19 protein-coding genes are annotated in these 20,495 nt (G+C 75.3%); 10 read left to right on the top strand and 9 right to left on the bottom strand.

Going from position 1 to position 20,495, the window contains the following annotated elements:
• Positions 1-30 precede the first annotated feature (30 nt).
• Positions 31-510, top strand: a complete 480-nt coding sequence (locus tag AB0M16_RS29200; RefSeq protein ID WP_365348140.1) for an NUDIX domain-containing protein — start codon at positions 31-33, stop codon at positions 508-510.
• Between the two features lie 313 nt (positions 511-823).
• Positions 824-1,069: a hypothetical protein gene (locus AB0M16_RS29195; RefSeq protein WP_365348138.1), complete on the top strand. Its 246-nt coding sequence runs from the start codon at positions 824-826 to the stop codon at positions 1,067-1,069.
• Positions 1,070-1,085: 16 nt separating this feature from the next.
• Here AB0M16_RS29195 and AB0M16_RS29190 read toward each other — a convergent pair whose 3' ends face one another.
• Entirely contained in the window at positions 1,086-3,014 is a 1,929-nt protein-coding gene (locus tag AB0M16_RS29190; RefSeq protein ID WP_365348239.1) for an NAD-binding protein, read from the bottom strand.
• Positions 3,015-3,289: 275 nt separating this feature from the next.
• Between AB0M16_RS29190 and AB0M16_RS29185 the strand changes: the two genes are divergently transcribed.
• Together AB0M16_RS29185 and AB0M16_RS29180 are read left to right on the top strand one after the other, a co-directional pair.
• Positions 3,290-4,561: a serine hydrolase gene (locus tag AB0M16_RS29185; RefSeq protein ID WP_365348136.1), complete on the top strand. Its 1,272-nt coding sequence runs from the start codon at positions 3,290-3,292 to the stop codon at positions 4,559-4,561.
• Positions 4,562-4,799: 238 nt separating this feature from the next.
• Positions 4,800-5,471 (top strand): DUF6058 family natural product biosynthesis protein, encoded by a 672-nt coding sequence (locus AB0M16_RS29180; RefSeq protein WP_365348134.1) that lies wholly within the window; start codon positions 4,800-4,802, stop codon positions 5,469-5,471.
• Here AB0M16_RS29180 and AB0M16_RS29175 read toward each other — a convergent pair.
• Positions 5,425-5,829: a hypothetical protein gene (locus AB0M16_RS29175; protein WP_365348132.1), complete on the bottom strand. Its 405-nt coding sequence runs from the start codon at positions 5,827-5,829 to the stop codon at positions 5,425-5,427. The two genes, AB0M16_RS29180 and AB0M16_RS29175, sit on opposite strands and share 47 nt — an antisense overlap.
• A 51-nt stretch (positions 5,830-5,880) precedes the next feature.
• A complete protein-coding gene (locus AB0M16_RS29170; RefSeq protein ID WP_365348130.1) occupies positions 5,881-6,147 on the bottom strand; it encodes a DUF5133 domain-containing protein in 267 nt (88 codons plus the stop codon).
• A gap of 144 nt (positions 6,148-6,291) precedes the next feature.
• Between AB0M16_RS29170 and AB0M16_RS29165 the strand changes: the two genes are divergently transcribed.
• Positions 6,292-7,329: an NAD-dependent epimerase/dehydratase family protein gene (locus tag AB0M16_RS29165; protein ID WP_365348128.1), complete on the top strand. Its 1,038-nt coding sequence runs from the start codon at positions 6,292-6,294 to the stop codon at positions 7,327-7,329.
• A 39-nt stretch (positions 7,330-7,368) separates the two neighbouring features.
• Here AB0M16_RS29165 and AB0M16_RS29160 read toward each other — a convergent pair whose 3' ends face one another.
• A complete protein-coding gene (locus AB0M16_RS29160) occupies positions 7,369-8,238 on the bottom strand; it encodes a glutathione S-transferase C-terminal domain-containing protein (RefSeq protein ID WP_365348125.1) in 870 nt (289 codons plus the stop codon).
• Between the two features lie 403 nt (positions 8,239-8,641).
• Here AB0M16_RS29160 and AB0M16_RS29155 point away from each other — a divergent pair, with 403 nt between their 5' ends.
• The 4 genes from AB0M16_RS29155 to AB0M16_RS29140 all read left to right on the top strand — a co-directional run bounded on the left by AB0M16_RS29155 (position 8,642) and on the right by AB0M16_RS29140 (position 12,611).
• Positions 8,642-9,100 carry an Rrf2 family transcriptional regulator gene (locus tag AB0M16_RS29155; RefSeq protein ID WP_365348123.1) on the top strand — a complete coding sequence of 153 codons (459 nt, stop codon included), beginning with the start codon at positions 8,642-8,644 and terminating at the stop codon, positions 9,098-9,100.
• A gap of 137 nt (positions 9,101-9,237) precedes the next feature.
• The gene (locus AB0M16_RS29150; RefSeq protein ID WP_365348121.1) at positions 9,238-10,506 is read left to right on the top strand and encodes an acyl-CoA dehydrogenase; all 1,269 of its coding nucleotides are present in this window, start codon (positions 9,238-9,240) and stop codon (positions 10,504-10,506) included.
• 412 nt (positions 10,507-10,918) lie between these two features.
• Positions 10,919-11,806 (top strand): universal stress protein, encoded by an 888-nt coding sequence (locus AB0M16_RS29145; protein WP_365348119.1) that lies wholly within the window; start codon positions 10,919-10,921, stop codon positions 11,804-11,806.
• A gap of 118 nt (positions 11,807-11,924) precedes the next feature.
• Positions 11,925-12,611, top strand: coding sequence for a CAP domain-containing protein (locus tag AB0M16_RS29140; RefSeq protein WP_365348117.1), 687 nt, complete (start codon positions 11,925-11,927; stop codon positions 12,609-12,611).
• A gap of 93 nt (positions 12,612-12,704) precedes the next feature.
• Here the strand turns inward: AB0M16_RS29140 and AB0M16_RS29135 are convergent, their stop codons facing one another.
• The 5 genes from AB0M16_RS29135 to AB0M16_RS29115 form a co-directional block, all read right to left on the bottom strand.
• A complete protein-coding gene (locus AB0M16_RS29135) occupies positions 12,705-14,198 on the bottom strand; it encodes a sigma-70 family RNA polymerase sigma factor (RefSeq protein ID WP_365348115.1) in 1,494 nt (497 codons plus the stop codon).
• A gap of 81 nt (positions 14,199-14,279) precedes the next feature.
• Positions 14,280-14,570, bottom strand: a complete 291-nt coding sequence (locus tag AB0M16_RS29130) for a hypothetical protein (RefSeq protein WP_365348114.1) — start codon at positions 14,568-14,570, stop codon at positions 14,280-14,282.
• 96 nt (positions 14,571-14,666) lie between these two features.
• Positions 14,667-16,892 (bottom strand): NADP-dependent isocitrate dehydrogenase, encoded by a 2,226-nt coding sequence (locus tag AB0M16_RS29125; RefSeq protein ID WP_365348112.1) that lies wholly within the window; start codon positions 16,890-16,892, stop codon positions 14,667-14,669.
• A gap of 51 nt (positions 16,893-16,943) precedes the next feature.
• Positions 16,944-17,978 carry a phosphoesterase gene (locus AB0M16_RS29120; protein WP_365348110.1) on the bottom strand — a complete coding sequence of 345 codons (1,035 nt, stop codon included), beginning with the start codon at positions 17,976-17,978 and terminating at the stop codon, positions 16,944-16,946.
• 813 nt (positions 17,979-18,791) lie between these two features.
• The gene (locus AB0M16_RS29115) at positions 18,792-19,013 is read right to left on the bottom strand and encodes a hypothetical protein (protein ID WP_365348108.1); all 222 of its coding nucleotides are present in this window, start codon (positions 19,011-19,013) and stop codon (positions 18,792-18,794) included.
• A gap of 910 nt (positions 19,014-19,923) precedes the next feature.
• Between AB0M16_RS29115 and AB0M16_RS29110 the strand changes: the two genes are divergently transcribed.
• A complete protein-coding gene (locus AB0M16_RS29110; RefSeq protein ID WP_365348106.1) occupies positions 19,924-20,472 on the top strand; it encodes a hypothetical protein in 549 nt (182 codons plus the stop codon).
• Positions 20,473-20,495 lie beyond the last annotated feature (23 nt).

Here is a 20,495-nt window from a genome sequence, read left to right as displayed (position 1 = left end):
GGCCGCCCGGCGTCCGCCACACTGGGCGCCATGCCCGAGAAGCGCAGTGCCGGTCTCCTGCTCTTCCGCCGGACCGCGGAAGGTTTCGTCGAAGTGCTCATCGGCCACATGGGAGGCCCCTTCTGGTCCGGGCGCACCGCGGCCGCGTGGTCGATCCCGAAGGGCGAGTACGCGGCCGACGAGCCGGCCGAGGACGCGGCGCGGCGCGAGTTCGAGGAGGAACTCGGACTGCCCGCCCCGGAGGGGGCGTGGATCGACCTCGGCGAGGCCCGGCAGCAGAACGGAAAGCTCGTCACCATCTGGGCGGTGGAGGCGGACCTGGACACGCAGCGGGTGGTGCCGGGCACGTTCAGCATGGAGTGGCCGCGGGGCTCGGGCGTGGTCGCGGAGTTCCCCGAGATCGACCGGGTCGGCTGGTTCGGCTTCGAGGCGGCCCGCCCGCTGCTGGTGGCGGGTCAGCGGGTGTTCCTGGAACGGCTGGCCGAGCGGCTGGGCACGGACGGGACCTGACGGTCCGGTGCTGACGGTCCGGTGCTGACTTTCCGGTGCCGACTTTCCGGTGCTGACGGTCCGAGGTGTGCCGGCCTGAGGCCTGCCGGTCCGAGGCTAACGGTCCGAGGCCTGCCGGCCTGAGGCCTGTCGGCCCGGGGCTGAAGGTCCGAGGCGCCTATCGGCCCGGGGCTGCCGGCCTGAGGCCTGCCGGTCCGAGGCGTGACGGTCCGAGGTCGAACGGGGCCTGTCGGAGGGCCGGTTGCCCCGCATTGTCAGACCCGTGCGAGAGGGTGGGGTGCGACCACCTCGAACCAGCCAGAGGGAGCCTGACATGAGGACCGTCACCAGCCGCGAGCGCGCCGCCGCCCAGGCCTACCTGCGTCTCCTCGAGTCCACCCAGGCGGTGCTCTCCGATCCCCGCCTCGAACCCTACGCGGCGGCGATGCTGACGCATCCGATGGCGGAGGCGGACGAGGCGCTGCGCGCTGCGGGCCTCTCGGGGAACGAGGCACATCTGCTGCGCCTGGTGGCGGCGCTGCGGGCCTCCCCCGCCGCGGAGCGGGGCAGGCCCGTGTGAGGGCGGGGCCGGACCCTCAGGCGCGCGCCTCCGGCACCGGGTCGCCCGGACCCGCCGGGGTCGACTGCCGCGGGCGGCGGCCGTGGAGCACGGCGAGGCCGCGGCGCGTGGCGGCGACGACGACCCGGTCGCCGGGCCCCAGCGCGCGGTCTGCCGGGAGTTCCCAGGCCGGCACGTAACCGGAGCGGTCGAGCGGCACGCCCGCCTCGCCACTCGCGATCACGCGCCAGGCCCCGGGACGGAAGGCCTCGGCCACCGTGCGTCCGTCCAGCAGCGGATGGTCCGCGACGTCGAGCGCCGCGAAGAGGAGCACCCGGCGTTCGACGGGAAGGGCGCCCAGCACCTGGCGGCCCATCATGGCCCCCGCGAAGGCGGGCGCCGCGAGGTGCGAGACGCTGCGGCTGCGGGTGAGGGCGCCGGGGTGGACGGTGCGCAGCGTGCGGTAGACCGCCGTGGCGAAGTCGTCGTCGTACAGCCGCAGGGCGACCCGCAGCCCCGGGCTGATCGAGCGGGCGTGCAGCGCGGCCTCCAGGTTGGTGATGTCGACACTGGTCAGGGCGAGCAGCGCACGGGCCCGGTGGATGCGGGCGGCCTCCAGGACGCCCTCCTCCGTGACGTCGCCGATGACGGTCGGCACCCGCAGCCGGCGGGCCAGGGCGAGGCCGCGCGCCTCGGGGTCGGCCTCCACGCACACGACCGGGATGTTCATCTTCCGCAACCGGGCGAGCACCCGGGTGCCGACCTTGCCCAGGCCGAGGAGCACCACGTGCCCGGAGAGCCCGCGCGGCGGCCGGCGCAGCGTCGTCGCGCTGCGGAACGTGCCGAAGGCCTCCAGGAGCGCGGCGATCACCACGGGCAGCAGGAGCAGGCCCACGAATCCGGCGAGGATCTGCAGCAGCTGACGGCTGGTCGGTTCACCGACGGCCGGATCCCCGATGGCGAAGATGTCGAGCAGGACCAGATAGGCGGCGTGCAGCGGGTGGCCGCCCGTGGTGAAGGTGGAGGCCAGGGTGAGCGCCACGACCGCGGCGGCGACCCCGGCGAGGGACCAGCGGAGGCGTCGCGAGAACAGCGAACCGACCGGCAGCCCGGAGGCGCCCAGCCACCCGGAGGCCTGCGCGGGGCCCTCGTAGGAGACCGTTTCGAGCGCCACGACGCCGCGCCCGGTCGCCGCGGCCACCTCGGCCTCACCCGGCAGCAGCCGCGGGCTCTGGTCACCGCTCCGCTCGGAGCCCTCGCAGCCGCCCGGGTCGCCACTGGTCGACGAGAGCAGGGCGAGCGGGCAGAGGCCGGGGTCGGCGACCTCGCCCGGACCGGACGGGGTGCGGTCGACCGCGTGCAGCAGCAGCCCGCCGGCCTGGATCACCTTCCTGCCGCCGGCGACCGCCGTCGCCGCCAGGGCCGGCGCCGCGGTGTCGGCGTCGGAGAGCACGGTCGTCGTGGCCTCCCGCTTGTCCGGGTCGAGGCCCGGTTCGACGACGGCGGACGCCTCGTCGAGGAGGGTGGCCAGGTGCTGGCCGAGCTTGCGGTTGTAGAGCCGGATGACCAGGCGCAGCCGTGGGTTGAGCCGCCGGGCGGCCAGCGCGGCGCGGATGTTGCGCTCGTCGTCCTCGTGGACGAGGGCGAGCGCCGCGGCCCCCTCGACTCCCGCGTCGAGCAGCACGGCGTCGTCGACCTCGGCCGTCTCGACCATCCGGACCGCGCGTCCCTGGCCGACGCCGCGCGGGTCGCCGACGCCGGACGGGCCGGCCCCGCCCGCCCCCGTCGTACGGGTGACGGCCGCGGTCACCCGGCCGAAGAGCGCCATGGCCCGCCCTGGACGGGCGGCCGGCCGGTCGGGCGCGTCGCCGGGCGAGGGGACGAGCAGGGTGACGCGCTCGCCGTACATCTCGTTCAGCTCGGCCGCGAGACGGTGGGCGAGCACGTCGTCACCGCAGACGATCATGTGCTCGGCCGCGGTCGCGGACGCGTCGTCGGGGGCAACGGGCCTGCTCTGGTGCGGGAGTGAGGACACGTCACCAGGATGCCCTGCCCCACCGACAGGCCCCGTCGCCGGGGCCGCGGCGGTCCCGGAACCGCCCGCGCCCGGCCGCGCGAGGGTCCTCGCCCCGGCGCCGCCCGTCCCTCCTCGCCTCCGACACGCCGCCGTTCGCCACGGCCGCTACGCCGGTCGGCGCACTTCGCTCTGCGGTGACGGAAGCGTCTTCCTACGGTGGCTGAATGATCGTCACGCCAGCTGTCCGTCTTGCCGCCGCCGGTGCCGCGGTGCTGCTGCTCGCGCTTCCGGTCCCGGCGGCCTCGGCCGCCTCCCTCACGGAGCCGACCCCGCCCGCTCCGCGCTTCGTCGATCCGGCCCGGCTCGACCGGTCCGGTACACAGGTGCAGCCACTGCGGGGCGCTCCGGAGGTGCCCTCCGTCTCGGCCTTGTCCTGGGTGGTGGCCGACGCGGCCACGGGCGAGGTGCTCGCGGCGCGCAACGCGCACAGAAAGCTGCCGCCCGCGAGCACGCTGAAGACCCTCTTCGCCCTGACGGCGCTGCCCCACCACGAGCCGGGCGAACGCCACACCGTCGCCGACGCCGAACTGACCGGCATCGGCGAGGGCAGCAGCCTCGTCGGCGTCAAGGAGGGCTACACGTACAAGGTGTCGGACCTGTGGAACGGGGTGTTCCTCAGCTCGGGGAACGACGCCGTGCACGTGCTCGCCTCGATGAGCGGCGGCTGGGAGTCGATGACCCGGCAGATGCAGGAGAAGGCCCGCTCGCTCGGCGCCCGCGACACGCACGTGGTCTCCCCGGACGGCTACGACGCGCCGGGCCAGGTCTCCTCCGCGTTCGACCTGGCGGTGTTCGGGCGGGCCGGGCTGCAGGACCCGGCATTCGTCCGCTACTGCTCCACCCGGTACGCCGACTTCCCGGCCGGCTCGTGGTCGTACGGCATCGCCAACACCAACCGCCTGCTCACCGGGGCGGACGGGGTGGAGCGCTACCCCGGGCTCATCGGCGTGAAGAACGGCTACACCAGCAACGCGGGCAACACCCTCGTCGTGGCGGCCGAGCGCGGCGGCCGGACGCTGGTGGTCTCGGTGATGAACCCGCAGTGGGGCGGCGGACTCGCGGTCTACGAGGAGGCCCGGGAGCTGCTCGACTGGGGCTTCGAGGCCTCCGGCCGGATCCAGGCGGTGGGCTCGCTCCTGCCCCGCAAGGACGAGCGGGAGGCGCGCGGCACCGAACGGGCGCAGGCCGCGGGGAAGACGTCCGGCGCGAAGGAGGCGCTGGGCACCGTCCGGACGGAGGGTCCGGTCAGGGCACAGGCCGGACCCGAGCCCGGTTCCGCCGTACGGGCGCTCCTGGAGACGAAGCCGCGCGGCGCGCCGGAGAAGGCCGCCCCCTCGGGCAGGGCGGCGGGACTGCCGCTCGCCCTGGTCGGCGCGGCGCTCGGCGCGGCGCTGTCGCTGTGGCTCTGGCGCCGGTTCGGCGCCGGCGGAACCTGAGCGCAGCGCTCCGGTTCGGCGCCGGCGGAACCTGAGCGCACCGCCCGGACGCGGCTCCCGCGCTCCCTCGCACGGAGGCCGACGGTCCGCCCGTGCGAGAGGCCTGTCCGGCCGCTCCCGCCACGGGCCGGGCGGACTCCTTCGCGAGGGCATGGTTCGGCGGGCGCCGTACCGTCCCGCGCCTAGGCTGCCCCGACACCGCGCGGGAGCTCCCCGGCGGTCCTCGGAGAGGAGTGGCATGCGGACGAGCACCTACGCGGTGGAGGTGGCCCGGCGGTTCCGGGAGGTCAACGGCGAGCATCCGATGACGGCGGCCGACGACGCCTACGTCAGCGCGCAGTTCACCCCTCTGGAGAGCCTGTGCGCGGCACGGGGACGCGACGTGGTGGAGGCGCGGCGGCAGATGCTGGACGGGCTGCTGCCGCTGCCGGGCTATCTGCGGTCGGACGGCGCGGAGATGGTCCCGCGCGACCTGTTCGACCTGGCCGCGCGGGCGGGCGGGCCGGAGCGGCTGCGCGGGTGGTTCGTCGCGCACTGGGAGGACCCGGCCGAGGGCGTGGCGGAGTGGGAGGCGTATCTGAGCGGCCAGTACGTCTGCCTGCACCGGGTCGCGCCGGACACGATCCGGCGCAAGGGCGAGCTCACGGCAGCGATCACCGACGCGGTCGGCTCACCGCGGCCGGACGCGCCGCTGTGGACGGCGGCGCTGCACGCGCTGGTCGACGAGCTGGACGCGCTCGAACCGGAGTTCGCGCCCTACGACCGGCTGCGCTTCGGCGGCCCGACCTCGCGGGACACCTGCGTCGATGCCGTACGGGCCCGCTTCCCGCGCCCGGCGGGGGCGTCCGCGGGCGGTGACGCGCTCAGCCGACGTCGCCGTCGTCGGGGCGCGGGCGCTCGCGGCCGGTGAGGTGCCGGCGGGACCAGCGCAGCAGCAGGCGCAGGACACAGGTCAGGGTGAGCACCCAGACGGCTGCGAAGGTCCAGATGAGCACCGAGGACCCGGTGGCGACCGCGATCACGAAGAGGACGAGCGCCACGGGGACGAGCACGAGGGCCGCGAGGCCCGTGAACCGCCCGGCCCCGAGGGCCCGGTGGCCGGTCAGGCGGCCGCTGCGGGCGCCGGGCCCGGAGCCGCTCCGCCCGCCGCGGAAGCGTGGGCGGTGGCCCGTGGCCAGGGTACGGGCGAGGGCGGTGTCCTCGTCCAGGTCGTGCTCGATCTCCTCGAGGATCCGCCGCTCGCGCGGCGAAAGCTGTGCCTCGTCCATTTCCGGCACCTCCCGCCCATGACCATGGGCCGTGCGGTCCCGTCCAGGGCGCTATTCGGCGGCCACCCCGCCGGTGCGCGTCGAACCGCACACCTTCAGTGTGGACTCCCCCAGCGGCTCCGGCTCGGCGACGTAGCGCTCCGCCGCACGCACCGCCTCGGGGGCCGTCCGCTCCCCCATGAGGACGCACAGCGTGTACGCGGTGTCCTCGAACCGCCTGCGGGCCGACAGGTCGTACGGCACGGCCAGGACCAGCCGTTCCTGGCTGCGGTAGCACCGCAGCAGGCGGTCGATCGTGTTGCGGTCGGGGAGCAGCATCCGGTCCTCCTGGTACGGCTCTGGCCCCCCGGCTCCACCATCGTGGAGGCACACGCTCACCCGCGCGACCCGCAGCGCCACGCTGCGTGACCGGGTCGGGTTCCCCCGGGTGCGCCGGGGCCCGCGATGGCGGAAGGTCGAGACATGAACACCAGCGACCGACTGCACGTGGTCGTCACCGGTGCCACGGGGAACGTGGGAACGAGCCTGGTGCGGGCTCTGGAACGGGAGCCCCGGGTGGCGTCGGTGCTCGGCCTGTCCCGGCGCAGACCGGGGCTGACCCTGGCGAAGACCGAATGGGCCGAGGTGGACCTGTCCCTCGAGGGCGACGAGCCGCGGCTCGCGCAGTACGTGGCGGACGCGGACGCCGTGGTGCACCTGGCCTGGCGCTTCCAGCCGACGCACGACCCGGTGGCCACCTGGCGGACCAACGTGCTCGGCTCGGTACGGGTCTTCGACGCGGTGGCCGCCGCGCGCGTCCCGGTCCTGGTGGCCGCCTCCTCGGTCGGCGCCTACTCCCCCGGACCGGGCAACGGCGCGCCGGTGTCGGAGTCCTGGCCGACGCACGGCTGGCCCGGCGCGGCGTACACCCGGGAGAAGGCCTATCTGGAGCGGGTCCTGGACACCTTCGAGCGTGACCATCCGCAGACGCGGGTGGTGCGCCTGCGGCCCGGTTTCCTGTTCAAGGAGGAGTCGGCGAGCGAGCAGCGGCGGATCTTCGCGGGCCGCTGGTTCCCCGGCCAGCTGTTCCGGCCCGAACTGCTCCCGCTGCTGCCGGAGCTGCACGGCCTGCGCTTCCAGGTGCTGCACACCGACGACGCGGCGGAGGCCTACCGCCTGGCGCTGCTGCGCGACGTCCGGGGCGCGTTCAACGTGGCGGCCGATCCGGTGGTCGACGCGGGCACGCTGGCCGCGCTGTTCGACGCGCGGCCGGTGAAGGTGCCGAACGCGGCGGTCCGGGGCGTGCTCGCGGCGGCCTGGCGGATGCGCGTCGCGCCCGCCTCGCCCGGCCTGTTCGACGCGGTCCTCCACCTGCCGGTGATGGCGACGGAGCGGGCGCGGCGGGAGCTCGACTGGGCACCGACCAGGACCTCGGTGGAGGCCCTGGAGGCGTTCCTGCGCGGAGCGAGGGAGGGCGGCGGCGACGCCACGGAGCCCTTGGCCGGCCGCCGCTTCGGCTGAGCGGGCGGGGCGGGGCCGGGCTCGCGCCCGGTGCGGGGCTCAGCCGCGCGCCGCGGTCCAGTCGACGATCCGCATGGCGGCGCCGGCCGCCTCGCGGCCCCGGCAGTGGGCGCGGTGGCGGTCCAGGAGGGCGTCGAGGTCGAGGTGGCGGCCGAAGGCGGGGAGCGCGGCCAGCCGGGCGGCGTAGGTCCACAGCGCGGGGTGCGCGGCGACCCGTTCCATGGCGGCGGCGTCGAGGTGCCAGCGGTGGACGGTGTCCAGCTGTACGAGGGTGACCCAGACGGTCACGTCGGCGGCGGTGAGGGCGTCGCCGAGCACGTACGGGCGGCGGGCGAGGCGCCGCTCCAGGGAGCCGAGCGCGGCGAAGAGCACGGTGAGCGGGTCGTGGTGGGCGGCGGTGTCGTCGAGACCGAGCTCGCCGGCGCGCTGGGCCGCGGCGTTGACGCTGCGCTCGCACAGGTCGGCGACGGCACTGATCGCCTCCTGCCGGTCCTCGGGGAGCAGTTCGGGCCCGTCGCCCCGGAACCGGAGGGCCAGGTCGCGCAGGATGTCCGGCACGTGGGTGGAGACGATCCGGCCGGTCCAGCCGTCGCTGAGCACGGGCGCGGCGGCCGGCCCCGGGTACAGGTGGGCACTGGCCTCGTACAGGGGTCGCAGCGCGGCGTAGCCGCCGTCGGACGTGTCGGCGAGGGCGGGCAGCACGGTCAGCGGCAGCGTGTCGTCGAGACCGAGCAGGCCATGGGTCACGGCGACGCCCAGACAGCCGGGGTCGGCCGGGGCCAGGTGGAGGCGATAGCGGTGCGGTACGGCGTAGTGGCCGCTGTGCACGTCGCGGCCGATGCGGCCGCGGAAGGCGGGGGCGGCCGTGGCGGGGACGACGGAGGGGACGACGGAGGGGACGACGGACATGGTTCTCCCTGGGTGCTCGGTGCTGGGTCGGAGGGCGCGCGACGGCGTCGGCGGGCCCGGAGGCAGCAGAGGTACGGGAAGGAAGAGACAAGGGGACGCCGGAGCGGCGGAGCCGGGCCGCGCGGTACGAACCGGTGCGCGGCGGGGGCGGGCCGGTGGGCCGGGCGAGCCCGGGTCCGGGTCCGGGACGGCCCTAAGCCGCGCTGCAGACCCGCAGGAGGTCGATGTGGCGGCGGGAGGTGAGCGGGAGGGGGCGCGGCAGCGGGACGGCGCGGGCCGTGTCCGGTGCGGCGGCGGCTCCCATGGTTCCCTACCTGTTCGCTCGGCTTTCCCGTCCACGAGTGTGGGAGCGCCGCCGTCCCTCGTCAAGGGTGCGGACACGACGGCTAGGCATAATGCGCGTATGCGCATTTCAGCCAGGGCCGACTACGCGGTGCGGGCCGCCCTCCAGCTCGCCGCGGCCCGCGACGCCGGGCCGGTGAAGGCCGAGGCCATCGCCGACCACCAGGGGATCTCGCACAAGTTCCTCGAGGGCATCCTGGGCGACATGCGCAAGGGCGGTCTGGTGCAGAGCCAGCGCGGCGGCAACGGCGGCTACTGGCTGGCGAAGCCGGCCGAGGACATCTCGGTCGCCGACGTGATCCGCTGCGTGGAGGGCCCGCTGGTGTCGGTGCGCGGGGTCCGGCCGCCGGAGCTGACCTACACGGGCCCCGCCGAGTCGCTGCTCACCCTGTGGGTCGCGCTGCGGGCGAACGTGCGCCAGGTCCTCGACGGGGTGTCGCTGGCGCAGCTGGCCGCCGCCGAGCTGCCCCCGCAGATCGTGGCGCTGGCGGAGGACCCGGACGCCTGGACCAATCCCTGACCCGTCCGACCGATCGCATCCGTCTCGTTTCGCGAGATACCAAGGTCCGCGATGTGGACGCCTGTTGGGCCCCGGGCGGCCCCTCTGCCAGTATCCCTACTATTCCAGTGGGGATACTAGGGATCATGTGAGGTGCCGTGAGAACGCCGAAGAAGTCAGCGATACGCACCGCCTCCGCAGCGGCCCACCGCCCGGCGGACGACGAGATCTGGCCCCGCGTCACCCGCGAGCTCGCCGACGATCTGGCCGTGGACGCCCTGGTCAGGGACCGGACCGGCACAGCGCCGTTCGACGAGGTCGCCCGGCTCCAGGAGGCGGGACTGCCCGCGCTGCTCACCGCCCCCGGGGCCGACGGACGCGGCGCCGACTGGCGCACCGCGTGCGGGGTGATCCGGGAGATCGCGGCCGCGGACGGCTCGATCGGCGAACTCCTCGCCCACCACTACGTGCTGTCCTGGACCACGCGCTTCCTCGGCCCGGCGGCCGGCCCCCTCGACCTCGCCGTGCGCACGGCCCAGGAGCGGTGGCTGCTCGCCGGAGCGGTCGAACCGCCGCGCGCGGATCCTGGACCCCTGGGGCTCACACTCACCCCGGCCGGCGGCGGTGCGTACGTCCTCGACGGGCGCCGCGCCTTCGCCTCCGGCGTCACGGTCGCCGACCGGCTGGTCGTCGGGGCCCGCTGTACGGAGACGGGCGACCTGCTTCCGGTCCTCGTGGACCCGGCCCGTCCGGCCGTCCGCACCGACCCGGGCACCGAACGCGTGGGCCAGCGACTCGCGGGCGCGGGCACGGTCACGTTCGACCGGGTGACGGTCGACGCCGCCCAGGTCCTCGGCGCGCTCCCGCACGACGAGCACGCCGTCGCCCCGTACTCGACGCTCGCGCCGCTGGCCCTGCGGCTGCTCCTGGTCCACGTGGGACTCGGCATCGCCGAGGGCGCGCTCGCCGAGGCCCGGGACTTCAGCCGCGCCAGTCAGGCCGCGCCGTCGCCCGCGGCCGGCGGCGCCGGCCCGAGCGGGGACGACCCGTACCTGCTGCTCGCCTACGGCGAGTTGGCGACCTCCGCCCACACGGCCGCCGCCGTCGTGGAACGGGCGACGGACGTCCTGGCGCACGGGCTGCTCGCCGAACGGGCCCTCGACGTCGAGGAACGGGCCGACATCGCCGTCCTGGTCGCGGCGGCCGAGACCGTGGCCAACCGGGCTGCGGTCGACATCACCACGCGCATCCTGCAGCTCGTGGACCCGGCGACGACCCTCGACCCGCACCGCACGGGGCCCGGCTTCGACCGCTTCTGGCGCAACGTCCGGGCACTCACCGCGCCCGTCTCGCCCGACCACCGGCTGCGGGACATCGGCGACCACTACCTGCACGGCACCCACGCCCGGCTCACCCTCCTGGCCTAGGTCAGGTCCGGAAAGTGGCGCCGTCCGCCCGCAGGGCGGGGCCGGCGGCGTCCGGAGCCTGCGATCACCTGGCGCAGGGGCGCCCGCGTACCGGGGCGTACTCGGGTGATCCCGACGACGCGGCGAGCGTGCGGGCCGGGCGTCGGGAGCCGGGCGGGACTCCACGGGCACGGCCCGGGGCCGCCCGTCGGGTGGGACCGCGGGGACCGCGGGCACGGTGTCGTCCGGAAGCCGGGCCCACCGGGCCCGCGGTCCCCGGACGAGCGACGGGAGCCCGGCAGCTCCGATCCGGGTCGGACGGCACGGCGGTTCGGGACGTCCGGCCCTCCCCCCGGACGGTCCAATGGCCCAAGCTGGAGGCAGCGGCTCCGTCGTCCGGCGGGTCCGACGCCCGGCCGAGGGAGGCAACCTGATGAGTCGTGAGATCGTCGCAGGAGTGGACGGATCGCCGGAGAGCCTGGCCGCGGCGGACTGGGCCGCCCGCGAGGCACTGCACCGCGGGCTCCCGCTACGGCTCGTGCACGCCTGGCGGTGGGAACCCCTCGACCTGCCGCTGCTCCAGGATCCGACGGCCCAGCAGCAGGCCGCCCGGGGCGTGCTGCGCGAGGCCGCGACGGCGGTGGCGGAACGCCACCCGGGACTCTCGCTGAGCACCGAGGTCATCGGCGACACCCCGGTGGCCGCGCTCCTGGGCACGACGGCGCGGGCCGAGCTGCTCGTGATCGGCTCGCGCGGCCACGGCGCCGTGGCGGGCTTCCTCCTCGGCTCGTACGGGCAACAGGTCATCGCGGGCGCCGAGGTGCCGGTCGTCGCCGTCCGGTCCCGTGACGGCGAGGCGGCCGAGCCGCCCGCCGGGGAGGTCCTGGTGGGGCAGCACGGCACTCCGGAGGACAGCGCAGCCGCGCTCCGGTTCGCCTTCGAGACGGCCGCGGCGCGCGGGGCGGCGATCCGGGCGGTACGGGCCTGGAGCCTGCCGCCGCTCTTCGCGTACAGCCCGGCCTCGCTGCGGCTCGCCGACGAGTCGGGCGGGCTCGTCCCGTACGAGGAGAAGGCGTTGCGCGAGGCCCTGGCGCCGTGGCGGGAGCGCTACCCGGAGGTGCCGGTGACGGAGCACGTGGAGCTGGGCAGTGCCGGGCAGGTGCTGCTGTCGGGGTCCGGGGCTGCGCAGTTGCTGGTGGTGGGGCGACGGGCCCGGCGCGGGGCGATGGGGCCGCGCATCGGCTCGGTGGCGCACGCGGCGCTGCACCTCGCGCCGTGCCCGGTGGCAGTGGTGCCGCAGGAGGTTGACGCTCGGCATTGACGAGGAGTGTCACGTTCTCCGGGGCCGGAAAGTGATACGGCCGTCTCTTCCCACCGCCGTCCCGGTGACGATCCGAGTGCCGGGCGGTCCGGTGGACCCGTAGCGAGAGCGGAGCTCCATGCAGCACGACGCGTACGACGCAGCCCTCCCCCTGGAAGGCCCCGAGCGGCTCCGGACCCCGCGGGCCGCCCACGGCGGCCGGCACCGGCGGAAGGCGGCCCGGCGGGTGCCGTCCTTCCGGACGGCGACGATCACCGCCGGCACGATCGCCGCGGCGCTGACCGTGGTGACCGGGCTGTACGCGGCGCCGGGTGCTCCCTCGGGCGGGCCGCCGCGATCGGCCCCACCGCCCCTGGCGCGGGCCGACACGGTCGCCGCCGCGCGGCCCGTGTCGCTCCCCGAGCGGGCCGCCGGGACCGTCGCCCCGTACGCGACGCAGGTGGTGGCACTGGCCAATGCCGAGCGGAGGAGGGCCGGTTGCCCTCCCCTGCGGTCCGACGCCCGGCTCCGGGAGGCGGCCCAGAGGCACGCCGACGACATGGCGGCGCGGGTCTCCTACGCCCACGTCGGCAAGGACGGGCGGGACGCGGGCGACCGGATCAGCACCGCCGGCTACGACTGGTCCTCCTGGGGCGAGAACATCCACCGGGGCCCGGAGTCGCCCGCGCAGGCGGTGGAGGACTGGATGAACAGCCCCGGCCACCGCAAGAACATCCTCAACTGCGCGTTCCAGGACATCGGCGTCGGCGTGAACCTCAGGGCCAACGGCCCGTGGTGGGTGCAGGACTTCGCCACGGGCCGCTGAGTCCCGGCGCCGAGTGCGGGCCGCCGAGTCCCGGCCGCCCAGTGCGGGCCGCCCAGTGCGGGCCGCCGAGTCCCGGCCGCCCAGTGCCGAGCGCTACCGCTCGAGCGGTGTGGCGAGCTCCTGCACCCAGACCGTGCCGTCGGGGCCGGACACCGCGGCGACGCCGGTGTCCCGGTAGTCGCAGTCGAGCATGTTGGCCCGGTGCGGGGCGTCGGCCATCCAGTCGTCCACGACGGAGTCGGGGTCGGACTGCCCCCGGGCGAGGTTCTCGGCCCAGGCGCTCCAGGAATAGCCGCCCGCCGTCATCCGGGTGCCCGGATCCGTGCCGTCGGGGCCGCTGTGGCCGTACGAACGGTGGGCCACCATGTCCTTGCCGTACGCGCGGGCCACGGCGGCCAGCTCCGGGTCGGCGCGCAGCGGGCCGCAGCCGGCCTCCGCCCGGTGCCGGTTCACCAGCCGGGTCACCCTCTCCTCGGGACTCGGCTCGGGTGCCCGGGTCCGGGTCGGCGTGGGTGTGGGCGACGGCGGCGGTGGCGTCGGGGATGTGCTCGCGGGGGTCACTTCGGCCGTCGGCGTGCGCGGCACCGGCGCGCGCACCTCCGCCTCCGCGTCCCGGTCTCCGGGCAGCAGCAGGATGACGCCGCCGAGCACGGCGACGGCGGCGGCCCCGGCGCCCCAGGCCCGCCAGCCTGGAACGCCCCGGCCGGCCCCCGCAGCCGGTGCGCCGGCCACGGCGGGAGAGGGGTCAGCGGGGGCGACCGGAACCTCCTGCCCGGTCCAGGCGACCGCGGCCGGTGCGACGTCCCCGCCGCGCCCCGCCCAGAGCAGCAGCGGGGGCACCAGGCCGAGCCCGACGAGGAGGCCCTCAGCGGGGGCGAGTCCGGAGCGGGTGGGGGCGCAGTGACGGCAGGTGTCGAGGTGGCGGGCGAGGCGCTTGCGCCACAGCGGGGACGGGCTGCCGTCCCAGGTGGCGGTGGTCTCGGCCAGGTCCGGGCACGGCGGGGCGGCGGCGAGGGCCCGGACGACGGCGCGGCCGGTCTCCAGGCGGGTCTTCATGCGCTGGACGCGCACGGCGGCGTGCCGGGGCGGGACGTCGAGGGCGGCGGCCAGTTCGGCGCGCGTCAGTTCCCCCGCGGCCTCCAGCCACCACAGGGACAGCACGTCGCGGTCGTCCTCGTCGAGCCAGCGGGTGGCCTCGGCGACCTCGCGGCGCTGGCCGGTGAGACCCAGCCGCAGGATGGCGAGGTCGGTGAAGTCGCCGGCCGGGTCGGCGAGCTCGGCGGCCCGGTCGAGGCCGGGCAGCGGCGCCTGCTGGCGTTCCCGCCAGCGACGCCGTATCCGGTTCATGGCGATGGCGACGAGCCAGGACCGGAACCGGGCGGGGTCGCGCAGGGCGGGCAGGCCGTCGAGGGCGCGGACCATCGTCTCCTGGACGAGGTCGTCCACGTCGGCGTGCCCGTCGAGGGCGCGGCCGACGATGTTGTAGACGAGCGGCAGAAAGGCCCGTACGAGTTCGTCCCCGGCGCGTGCGTCACCGGCCCGCGCCGCCTCGACCAGCGCGGCGGTGCGGAGCTCCTCGTTCTGCATGTTCTCTGCTTCCCTCGGGTGCTGTCCTGGGTTCGTCTAGGAGACCCTCGGGAGCAGGGGTGACAACACTTTTTCGCGCACCTACCCCGACAGGTGCGGAAGGGTGGGCACGGTCGCCCCGCCTCCTTGCCGAACGGCCGTGACGACGGCGTCGTGCAGGTCACGGCTCTCCTCCTCCGATCCGCAGGGGACCGGACTGCCCGACATGGTGAACCAGTCGGAGGCGCCGCTGTACTGCACGGCCACACGTGCCTCGCCGTCGATGTAGGTGGTGTGCACGGTCAGATCGCCCGTGAGCACGCCGACCTCGACGGTCAGCACCCCGCCCCGCCCGGTGTAGACACCGGCGGTCGTCCATGATGCCCAGCTCATCCATCCAGACTCACACCGGGACGGCGGATGCGCCACCGACGCGACCGCCCCGGTCGGACGGGTGTCCGGCCGGGGCGGAGCGGCGTCGTCGCGCGATCAGGCGAGGGTGGCTACGGCCTCGTTGAACGTGGCCGAGGGGCGCATCACGGCCGCGGCCTTGGCCGGGTCGGGCTGGTAGTAGCCGCCGATCTCGGCCGGGGAGCCCTGGACGGCGTTCAGCTCGTCGACGATCTTCTGCTCGTTGGCGGAGAGCGCCTCGGCGAGCGGGGCGAAGGCCTTGGCCAGCTCCGCGTCCTCGGTCTGCTTGGCCAGCTCCTGGGCCCAGTAGAGGGCCAGGTAGAAGTGGCTGCCGCGGTTGTCGATACCACCGACGCGACGGGTCGGCGACTTGTCCTCGTTGAGGAAGGTGCCGGTGGCGCGGTCGAGGGTGTCGGCGAGGACCTGGGCGCGGGCGTTGCCCGTGGTGGTGGCCAGGTGCTCGAAGGAGGCGGCCAGGGCGAAGAACTCGCCGAGCGAGTCCCAGCGCAGGTAGTTCTCCTTGACCAGCTGCTGGACGTGCTTCGGGGCGGAGCCGCCGGCGCCCGTCTCGAAGAGGCCGCCGCCCGCCATCAGCGGGACGACCGAGAGCATCTTGGCGCTGGTGCCCAGCTCCAGGATCGGGAAGAGGTCGGTCAGGTAGTCACGGAGGACGTTGCCGGTGACCGAGATGGTGTCCTCGCCGCGGCGGATGCGCTCCAGGGAGAACTTGGTGGCCTCGACCGGGGACAGGATCTTGATCTCCAGGCCCTCGGTGTCGTGCTCCGGCAGGTACGCGTTGACCTTGGCGATCAGCTGCGCGTCGTGGGCGCGGGTCTCGTCCAGCCAGAAGACGGCCGGGGCGCCGGTGGCGCGGGCGCGGGTGACGGCGAGCTTGACCCAGTCCTGGATGGGCAGGTCCTTGGTCTGGCAGGCGCGGAAGATGTCGCCCTCGGCGACCTCCTGCTCCAGGACCACGTTGCCGGCGGCGTCGACCAGGCGGACCGTGCCGGCCGTGGCGATCTCGAAGGTCTTGTCGTGGGAGCCGTACTCCTCCGCCTTCTGCGCCATGAGGCCGACGTTCGGGACGGAGCCCATGGTCGACGGGTCGAAGGCGCCGTGGGCGCGGCAGTCCTCGATGACGGCCTGGTAGACGCCGGAGTAGGAGCTGTCCGGGAGGACGGCGAGGGTGTCGGCCTCCTGGCCGTCCGGGCCCCACATGTGGCCGGAGGTGCGGATCATGGCCGGCATCGAGGCGTCGACGATGACGTCGGACGGGACGTGCAGGTTGGTGATGCCCTTGTCGGAGTCGACCATGGCGAGGGCCGGGCCCTCGGCGAGCTCGGCGTCGAAGGAGGCCTTGATCTCCTCGCCGAGGCCGTGCGGCAGGGACTCCAGGCCCTTGAGGACGGTGCCGAGGCCGTCGTTCGCGGACAGGCCGGCGCCGGTGAGGACGGCGCCGTACTTCGCGAAGGTCTTCGGGAAGAAGGCGCGCACGACGTGGCCGAAGACGATCGGGTCGGAGACCTTCATCATCGTGGCCTTGAGGTGCACGGAGAAGAGCACGCCCTCGGCCTTGGCACGGGCGACCTGCTCGGAGAGGAAGGTGCGCAGGGCCTCGACGCGCATGACGGAGGCGTCGACGACCTCGCCGGCGAGGACCGGGACGGACTCGCGGAGCACCGTGGTGGTGCCGTCGGCGGCGACGTGCTCGATGCGCAGGGAGCCGGCCTCGGAGACGACCGCGGACTTCTCGGTGGAACGGAAGTCGTTCTGGCCCATGGTGGCCACGTTGGTCTTGGACTCGGCGGTCCAGGCACCCATGCGGTGCGGGTGGGTCTTGGCGTAGTTCTTGACGGCGCCGGGGGCACGACGGTCGGAGTTGCCCTCGCGCAGGACCGGGTTGACGGCCGAGCCCTTGACCTTGTCGTAGCGGGCGCGAACGTCCTTGTCCTCGTCGGTCTGCGGGTCGTCCGGGTAGTCCGGGAGGGCGTAGCCCTGGGCCTGGAGCTCGGCGATCGCGGCCTTCAGCTGCGGGATCGAGGCCGAGATGTTCGGCAGCTTGATGATGTTGGCCTCGGGCGTCTTCGCCAGCTCACCGAGCTCGGCGAGGGCGTCAGCGATGCGCTGGCCCTCTTCCAGACGCTCGGGGAAGCTGGCGATGATGCGCCCGGCCAGGGAGATGTCACGCGTCTCGACGTTGATGCCGGCGGTCGAGGCGTAGGCCTGGATCACGGGCAGGAACGAGTAGGTCGCCAGGGCGGGCGCCTCGTCAGTGTGCGTGTAGATGATGGTCGAGTCAGTCACCGGGTGTGCTCCGCTCCACGTCTGCGTCTGCGTCTGCAAGATTGCTCGACATCAAGATATCTCGTGATCGGGGTCCTCGGGAAAGGGGTCCTCGGGAACGGGTGGCGTGATCCGGTACGGGGTGGGCCCGGGGTCGAGCTCGACGTGGCGGAGCAGCCCGAGCAGGGCGAGCGTCACGCCGGCGCCGGTCCCGGCGGCGAGGGCCTGACCGCAGCGGTGGGCGATCCGGGGCAGCTCGGCGGGAAGCGGACCGGCGCCGGGCAGGCAGTCGGCGAGGAGGTAGCCGCCCGCGGCGAGACCGCCGACCGCGAGGACGGCGAGCGGGAGCAGGACGAGCAGACGCTTGGGGGGGAGGCCGCGTCGAGGAGCGGGCCGGATCTTGCCCTTCCGGGCGACGAGGGCGACGAGGGCGGCGAAGGCCGCCAGCACGAGCAGATCGGCGGCGATCACGTCGCCGGGCCGCTGGCGTCCCGAGGCGATCCCGTACGCGCCGAGGGCGACGGCCGCCAGGGCGCCGAGGCCGACGGCGATGCCGCGCAGCCGGTGCGGGACGACGAGGAGGAGGCCCAGGGCGCTGCCGGCGGCGATGACGGCGGAGCCGCTGGGGAAGCCGCTCCGGACGGCGACGCCGGAGGCGTCGACCAGGCGCGGGCCCGGTGCGTACCGCTGGAGGAGGAACGCGGCGACCAGGGCGACGGCGACGGTGCCGACCGCTGCGACGGTCAGGCGGTACCGCTTGCGCAGCACGCCGACGGCGACGAGCACCAGGACCATGCCGACCAGGGCGAGGGTGCTCATCCACGGGAGCGAGGGGTGCTCGCGCAGGAATCGGGCGACGGCCGGATCGGCGAGCCGTCCGGCGGTGACGGCGTCCCCCCAGCGCCGGCCGGTCGCGGTGAGCACGAGTCCGGCGTACGCGACGGTGATGAGGAGGACGGCGGCGAGGCAGGCGCGCCGCATGCGTATGCGGATGCGGGCGCTGAACGATCCGGCGGCCTCACCGGCGACGGCGGCGTACCACCATGTGTCACCGGCGGCGATGCTCGGCGGTGAGCTGCCGGTACGGGGCCTGTCGAAGGGTTCCATGCCTCGATTCGACCCCGCGGGGGGCGCGGGCGCCCGCTGGAGACGCCCGAACGGCAAGGGTCGGCGGCGTGGCGCCCGTGCGCGAAGGCAGCGGTCCCGGTGACCGCGAGGGCGATGCCGACGGCGAGGAGCGGCAGACCCGTGGACGACCCCGTGGCCGCGCCCAGGTGCGGCACGGTGCCGCTCGGGGTGTTCATGCCATGGCCGTACGGCGGGCGGGAGTGCGCCTCGCCGTCGGACACGCCGTCGGACACGCCGTCGCGGCGGCGTAGGAAGCCGTGGTCCTCCAGGCCCGCCATGGCGCGGACGGTGTCGAGCACCCGGGGTGGTCGGCGGGCGGGATGCCGAGGCGCGGGATCGGGGGCGGTCGCGTCGACGCGCCGGCCGCCGTGGCGCCGCTCGCAGGTCTGCCGCCCCTCGCTCCGGCCGAACCAGCAAACCTCGTCGGGGAGTTCGGCGCGCGGCGCCTGCCGGCGCCGGATGGAGCCGCGCGGTCCGGCGACCCGGGCGAGCCGCAGGACCCGGTCGGCGGCGACCCAGGTCATCACCGCGGAGTGCGCGAACGGGCGGCGCGGGACGCGGACTTCGCGGATTCCCTCGTCGGGGTCCGCGCCCGTGCTTGCCGACGCGCTCCAGGGGCGCCGCCCTCGGGTTCCACACCAGCTCGTCGAGGGCGACGTCCCCCGGACGGCGGAGTGGAGCGCCTGCAGGACCTCGCCGTGGGCGTCGCGCAGGAGCCACCCGACGGCCGCACATCGAACCGGACCTGACCGAACGTCACATCTCGTGCTCTGGCGCGCAGTCGGCGTCGGCCTAAGGCAGCCGGCCGCTGTCCGGCCACCCGCACAGCGGCAGCTGCACGGGCCACGCGCCACGGATCGCCGGTACGGGTCCCGCACCTTCCCGCCGGGAATCCTCGACCTGCTCGACCCGCGCGAGGGCGGCGGGGAACCTGGCGCCGAACTCGTCGCGCACGCCCCGCACCACGGGCAGGGCATCGCCGAGGTCCCGGGCCTCGAACTCCCGCCCGTCCACGGGTCGTCACACCCCCGAACGATCCGTGACGGCAGCCGCATCCTGGGGACTCCGATCGCCGATCGCCCGCGCAACGCGCCGCACCGGCCCGGAGAGGGCAGCGGTTGACGACCGACAAAACGGGTGATAGGGGTTGATGTGAGTGCATTGCATGTGGCAGTGCCTCATCGACCTTCGACAGGGTCGGTTGTCGGAAGAGGCGCGTCATGACCTCCCTCCCCATCAGCCGAGCGCCGGTGGCACCCGCTCCGCATCCGCTGCGACGGGTGACCGACTGGCCGAACGCTGGGGCGCGCCGCCGCCGTTCCGCGTGCGAGCGCACACCTCATCACCCGGCCCATCCCGCCCGGCGCGCCTCCGACCGCGTACGCGAAACCGACCGGCGCTGCCGCCGTCACACCGAGACCCACCGCCCCCGCACGGCCGCCCGCCGCAGGCGCTCCCGTGCGGTGCGCCCCCGTACCGCGGCCGGTCGGCGGCGCTCGACGAGCCCCTCGGGCCCGGACCCGAGCGACGGAGGCGACGGGGGAAGGCGGCACGAGCCGGGTTCGCGAGGCGGCTCGTGCGGAGGATCACGTGAGGGCCCACTGCCCCACGGCTACCGGTGCCACAGGGCCCACGCCTACCCGAGCCGCCGTGCCCACGCCTACCCGAGCCACAGGGCCCACGGCTACGCGTGCCACAGGGCCCACGCCTACCCGTGCCGCCGTACTCACGGCAACCCGTGCCGCAGGAACCGCGCGGCGCCCGGACCGTCGCTCGCCTTCAGGCGTCCGACCGGGTCCGGAAGCCCGGCCCCGGCCACGGTCCCGCCGCGAAGCCGGGCGCTCGTGCCCGCTCCGATCCCCGCCATCCCGCGTACCGCCGCGCGCGCCGCTCTCAGCACCCTCCCCCGAGGGGGCGAGGCGCGATGACCGGCGTCGACACGCGTGCCCCGGTTCCCCGTTCGCTCATCGGGCCCCCCGTCGGGCTCGCACGGGTCGTCCCCGGCTTCGACGAGCGCGAGCGGCTGCCCGCCACGGTCGCCGCCCTCGACCGGCGGGCCCGCCTCGGGGTCCGCGACGCGACCGTCACCCGTGCCGGCGCCCGGGACGTCCTGGTGGGCGGGCCGTCCCGGCGCCTCGGGCCCCCGGACCCCGGCCCCCAGACCGAGCCGGGGCGGGCGCAGGACGCGAGGGGGCGGCTCGACCGCGGGGTGCTGATGCGGTTGCCGCTGCCGCTGCGGCCGTCGGTGCCGCCGCCGTTGCCGTTGTCGTTGTCGTTGCCGTTGCCGTTGCCGTTGCCGTTGCCGTTGCCGTTGTCCATGGTGACCTCCGCGCCGATCGGAGCCGGGCACTCGGATGGTCCTCTCGGCCGAGACCGGGACCGGGACCGGGTGCGGGTGCGGGCCACGGCTCGCGAGGCGTCGCCGCGGGTGCCGCTCGTGGTGGCCGGGCAGGCCCGGAGGCGGAAGTCGTGAGCGGCATGACGGGTCGACCGAGC

The sequence above is a fragment of the Streptomyces sp. NPDC051921 genome (genome assembly GCF_040680975.1).
GTDB lineage: Bacteria > Actinomycetota > Actinomycetes > Streptomycetales > Streptomycetaceae > Streptomyces.
Note: the sequence above shows the minus strand (reverse complement) of the source record. Positions and strands in the feature narration are given on the sequence as shown.

Bases quoted from the DNA above. Each gene is read 5' to 3' on its own strand.
- AB0M16_RS29185 (WP_365348136.1), top strand. From the start codon at position 3,290: ATGATCGTCACGCCAGCTGTCCGTCTTGCCGCCGCCGGTGCCGCGGTG.
- AB0M16_RS29160 (WP_365348125.1), bottom strand. From the start codon at position 8,238: ATGTCCGTCGTCCCCTCCGTCGTCCCCTCCGTCGTCCCCGCCACGGCC.
- AB0M16_RS29130 (WP_365348114.1), bottom strand. From the start codon at position 14,570: ATGAGCTGGGCATCATGGACGACCGCCGGTGTCTACACCGGGCGGGGC.
- AB0M16_RS29165 (WP_365348128.1), top strand. From the start codon at position 6,292: ATGAACACCAGCGACCGACTGCACGTGGTCGTCACCGGTGCCACGGGG.
- AB0M16_RS29155 (WP_365348123.1), top strand. From the start codon at position 8,642: ATGCGCATTTCAGCCAGGGCCGACTACGCGGTGCGGGCCGCCCTCCAG.
- AB0M16_RS29140 (WP_365348117.1), top strand. From the start codon at position 11,925: ATGCAGCACGACGCGTACGACGCAGCCCTCCCCCTGGAAGGCCCCGAG.
- AB0M16_RS29190 (WP_365348239.1), bottom strand. From the start codon at position 3,014: ATGATCGTCTGCGGTGACGACGTGCTCGCCCACCGTCTCGCGGCCGAG.
- AB0M16_RS29200 (WP_365348140.1), top strand. From the start codon at position 31: ATGCCCGAGAAGCGCAGTGCCGGTCTCCTGCTCTTCCGCCGGACCGCG.
- AB0M16_RS29145 (WP_365348119.1), top strand. From the start codon at position 10,919: ATGAGTCGTGAGATCGTCGCAGGAGTGGACGGATCGCCGGAGAGCCTG.
- AB0M16_RS29120 (WP_365348110.1), bottom strand. From the start codon at position 17,978: ATGGAACCCTTCGACAGGCCCCGTACCGGCAGCTCACCGCCGAGCATC.
- AB0M16_RS29135 (WP_365348115.1), bottom strand. From the start codon at position 14,198: ATGCAGAACGAGGAGCTCCGCACCGCCGCGCTGGTCGAGGCGGCGCGG.
- AB0M16_RS29180 (WP_365348134.1), top strand. From the start codon at position 4,800: ATGCGGACGAGCACCTACGCGGTGGAGGTGGCCCGGCGGTTCCGGGAG.
- AB0M16_RS29110 (WP_365348106.1), top strand. From the start codon at position 19,924: ATGACCGGCGTCGACACGCGTGCCCCGGTTCCCCGTTCGCTCATCGGG.
- AB0M16_RS29175 (WP_365348132.1), bottom strand. From the start codon at position 5,829: ATGGACGAGGCACAGCTTTCGCCGCGCGAGCGGCGGATCCTCGAGGAG.
- AB0M16_RS29195 (WP_365348138.1), top strand. From the start codon at position 824: ATGAGGACCGTCACCAGCCGCGAGCGCGCCGCCGCCCAGGCCTACCTG.
- AB0M16_RS29170 (WP_365348130.1), bottom strand. From the start codon at position 6,147: ATGCTGCTCCCCGACCGCAACACGATCGACCGCCTGCTGCGGTGCTAC.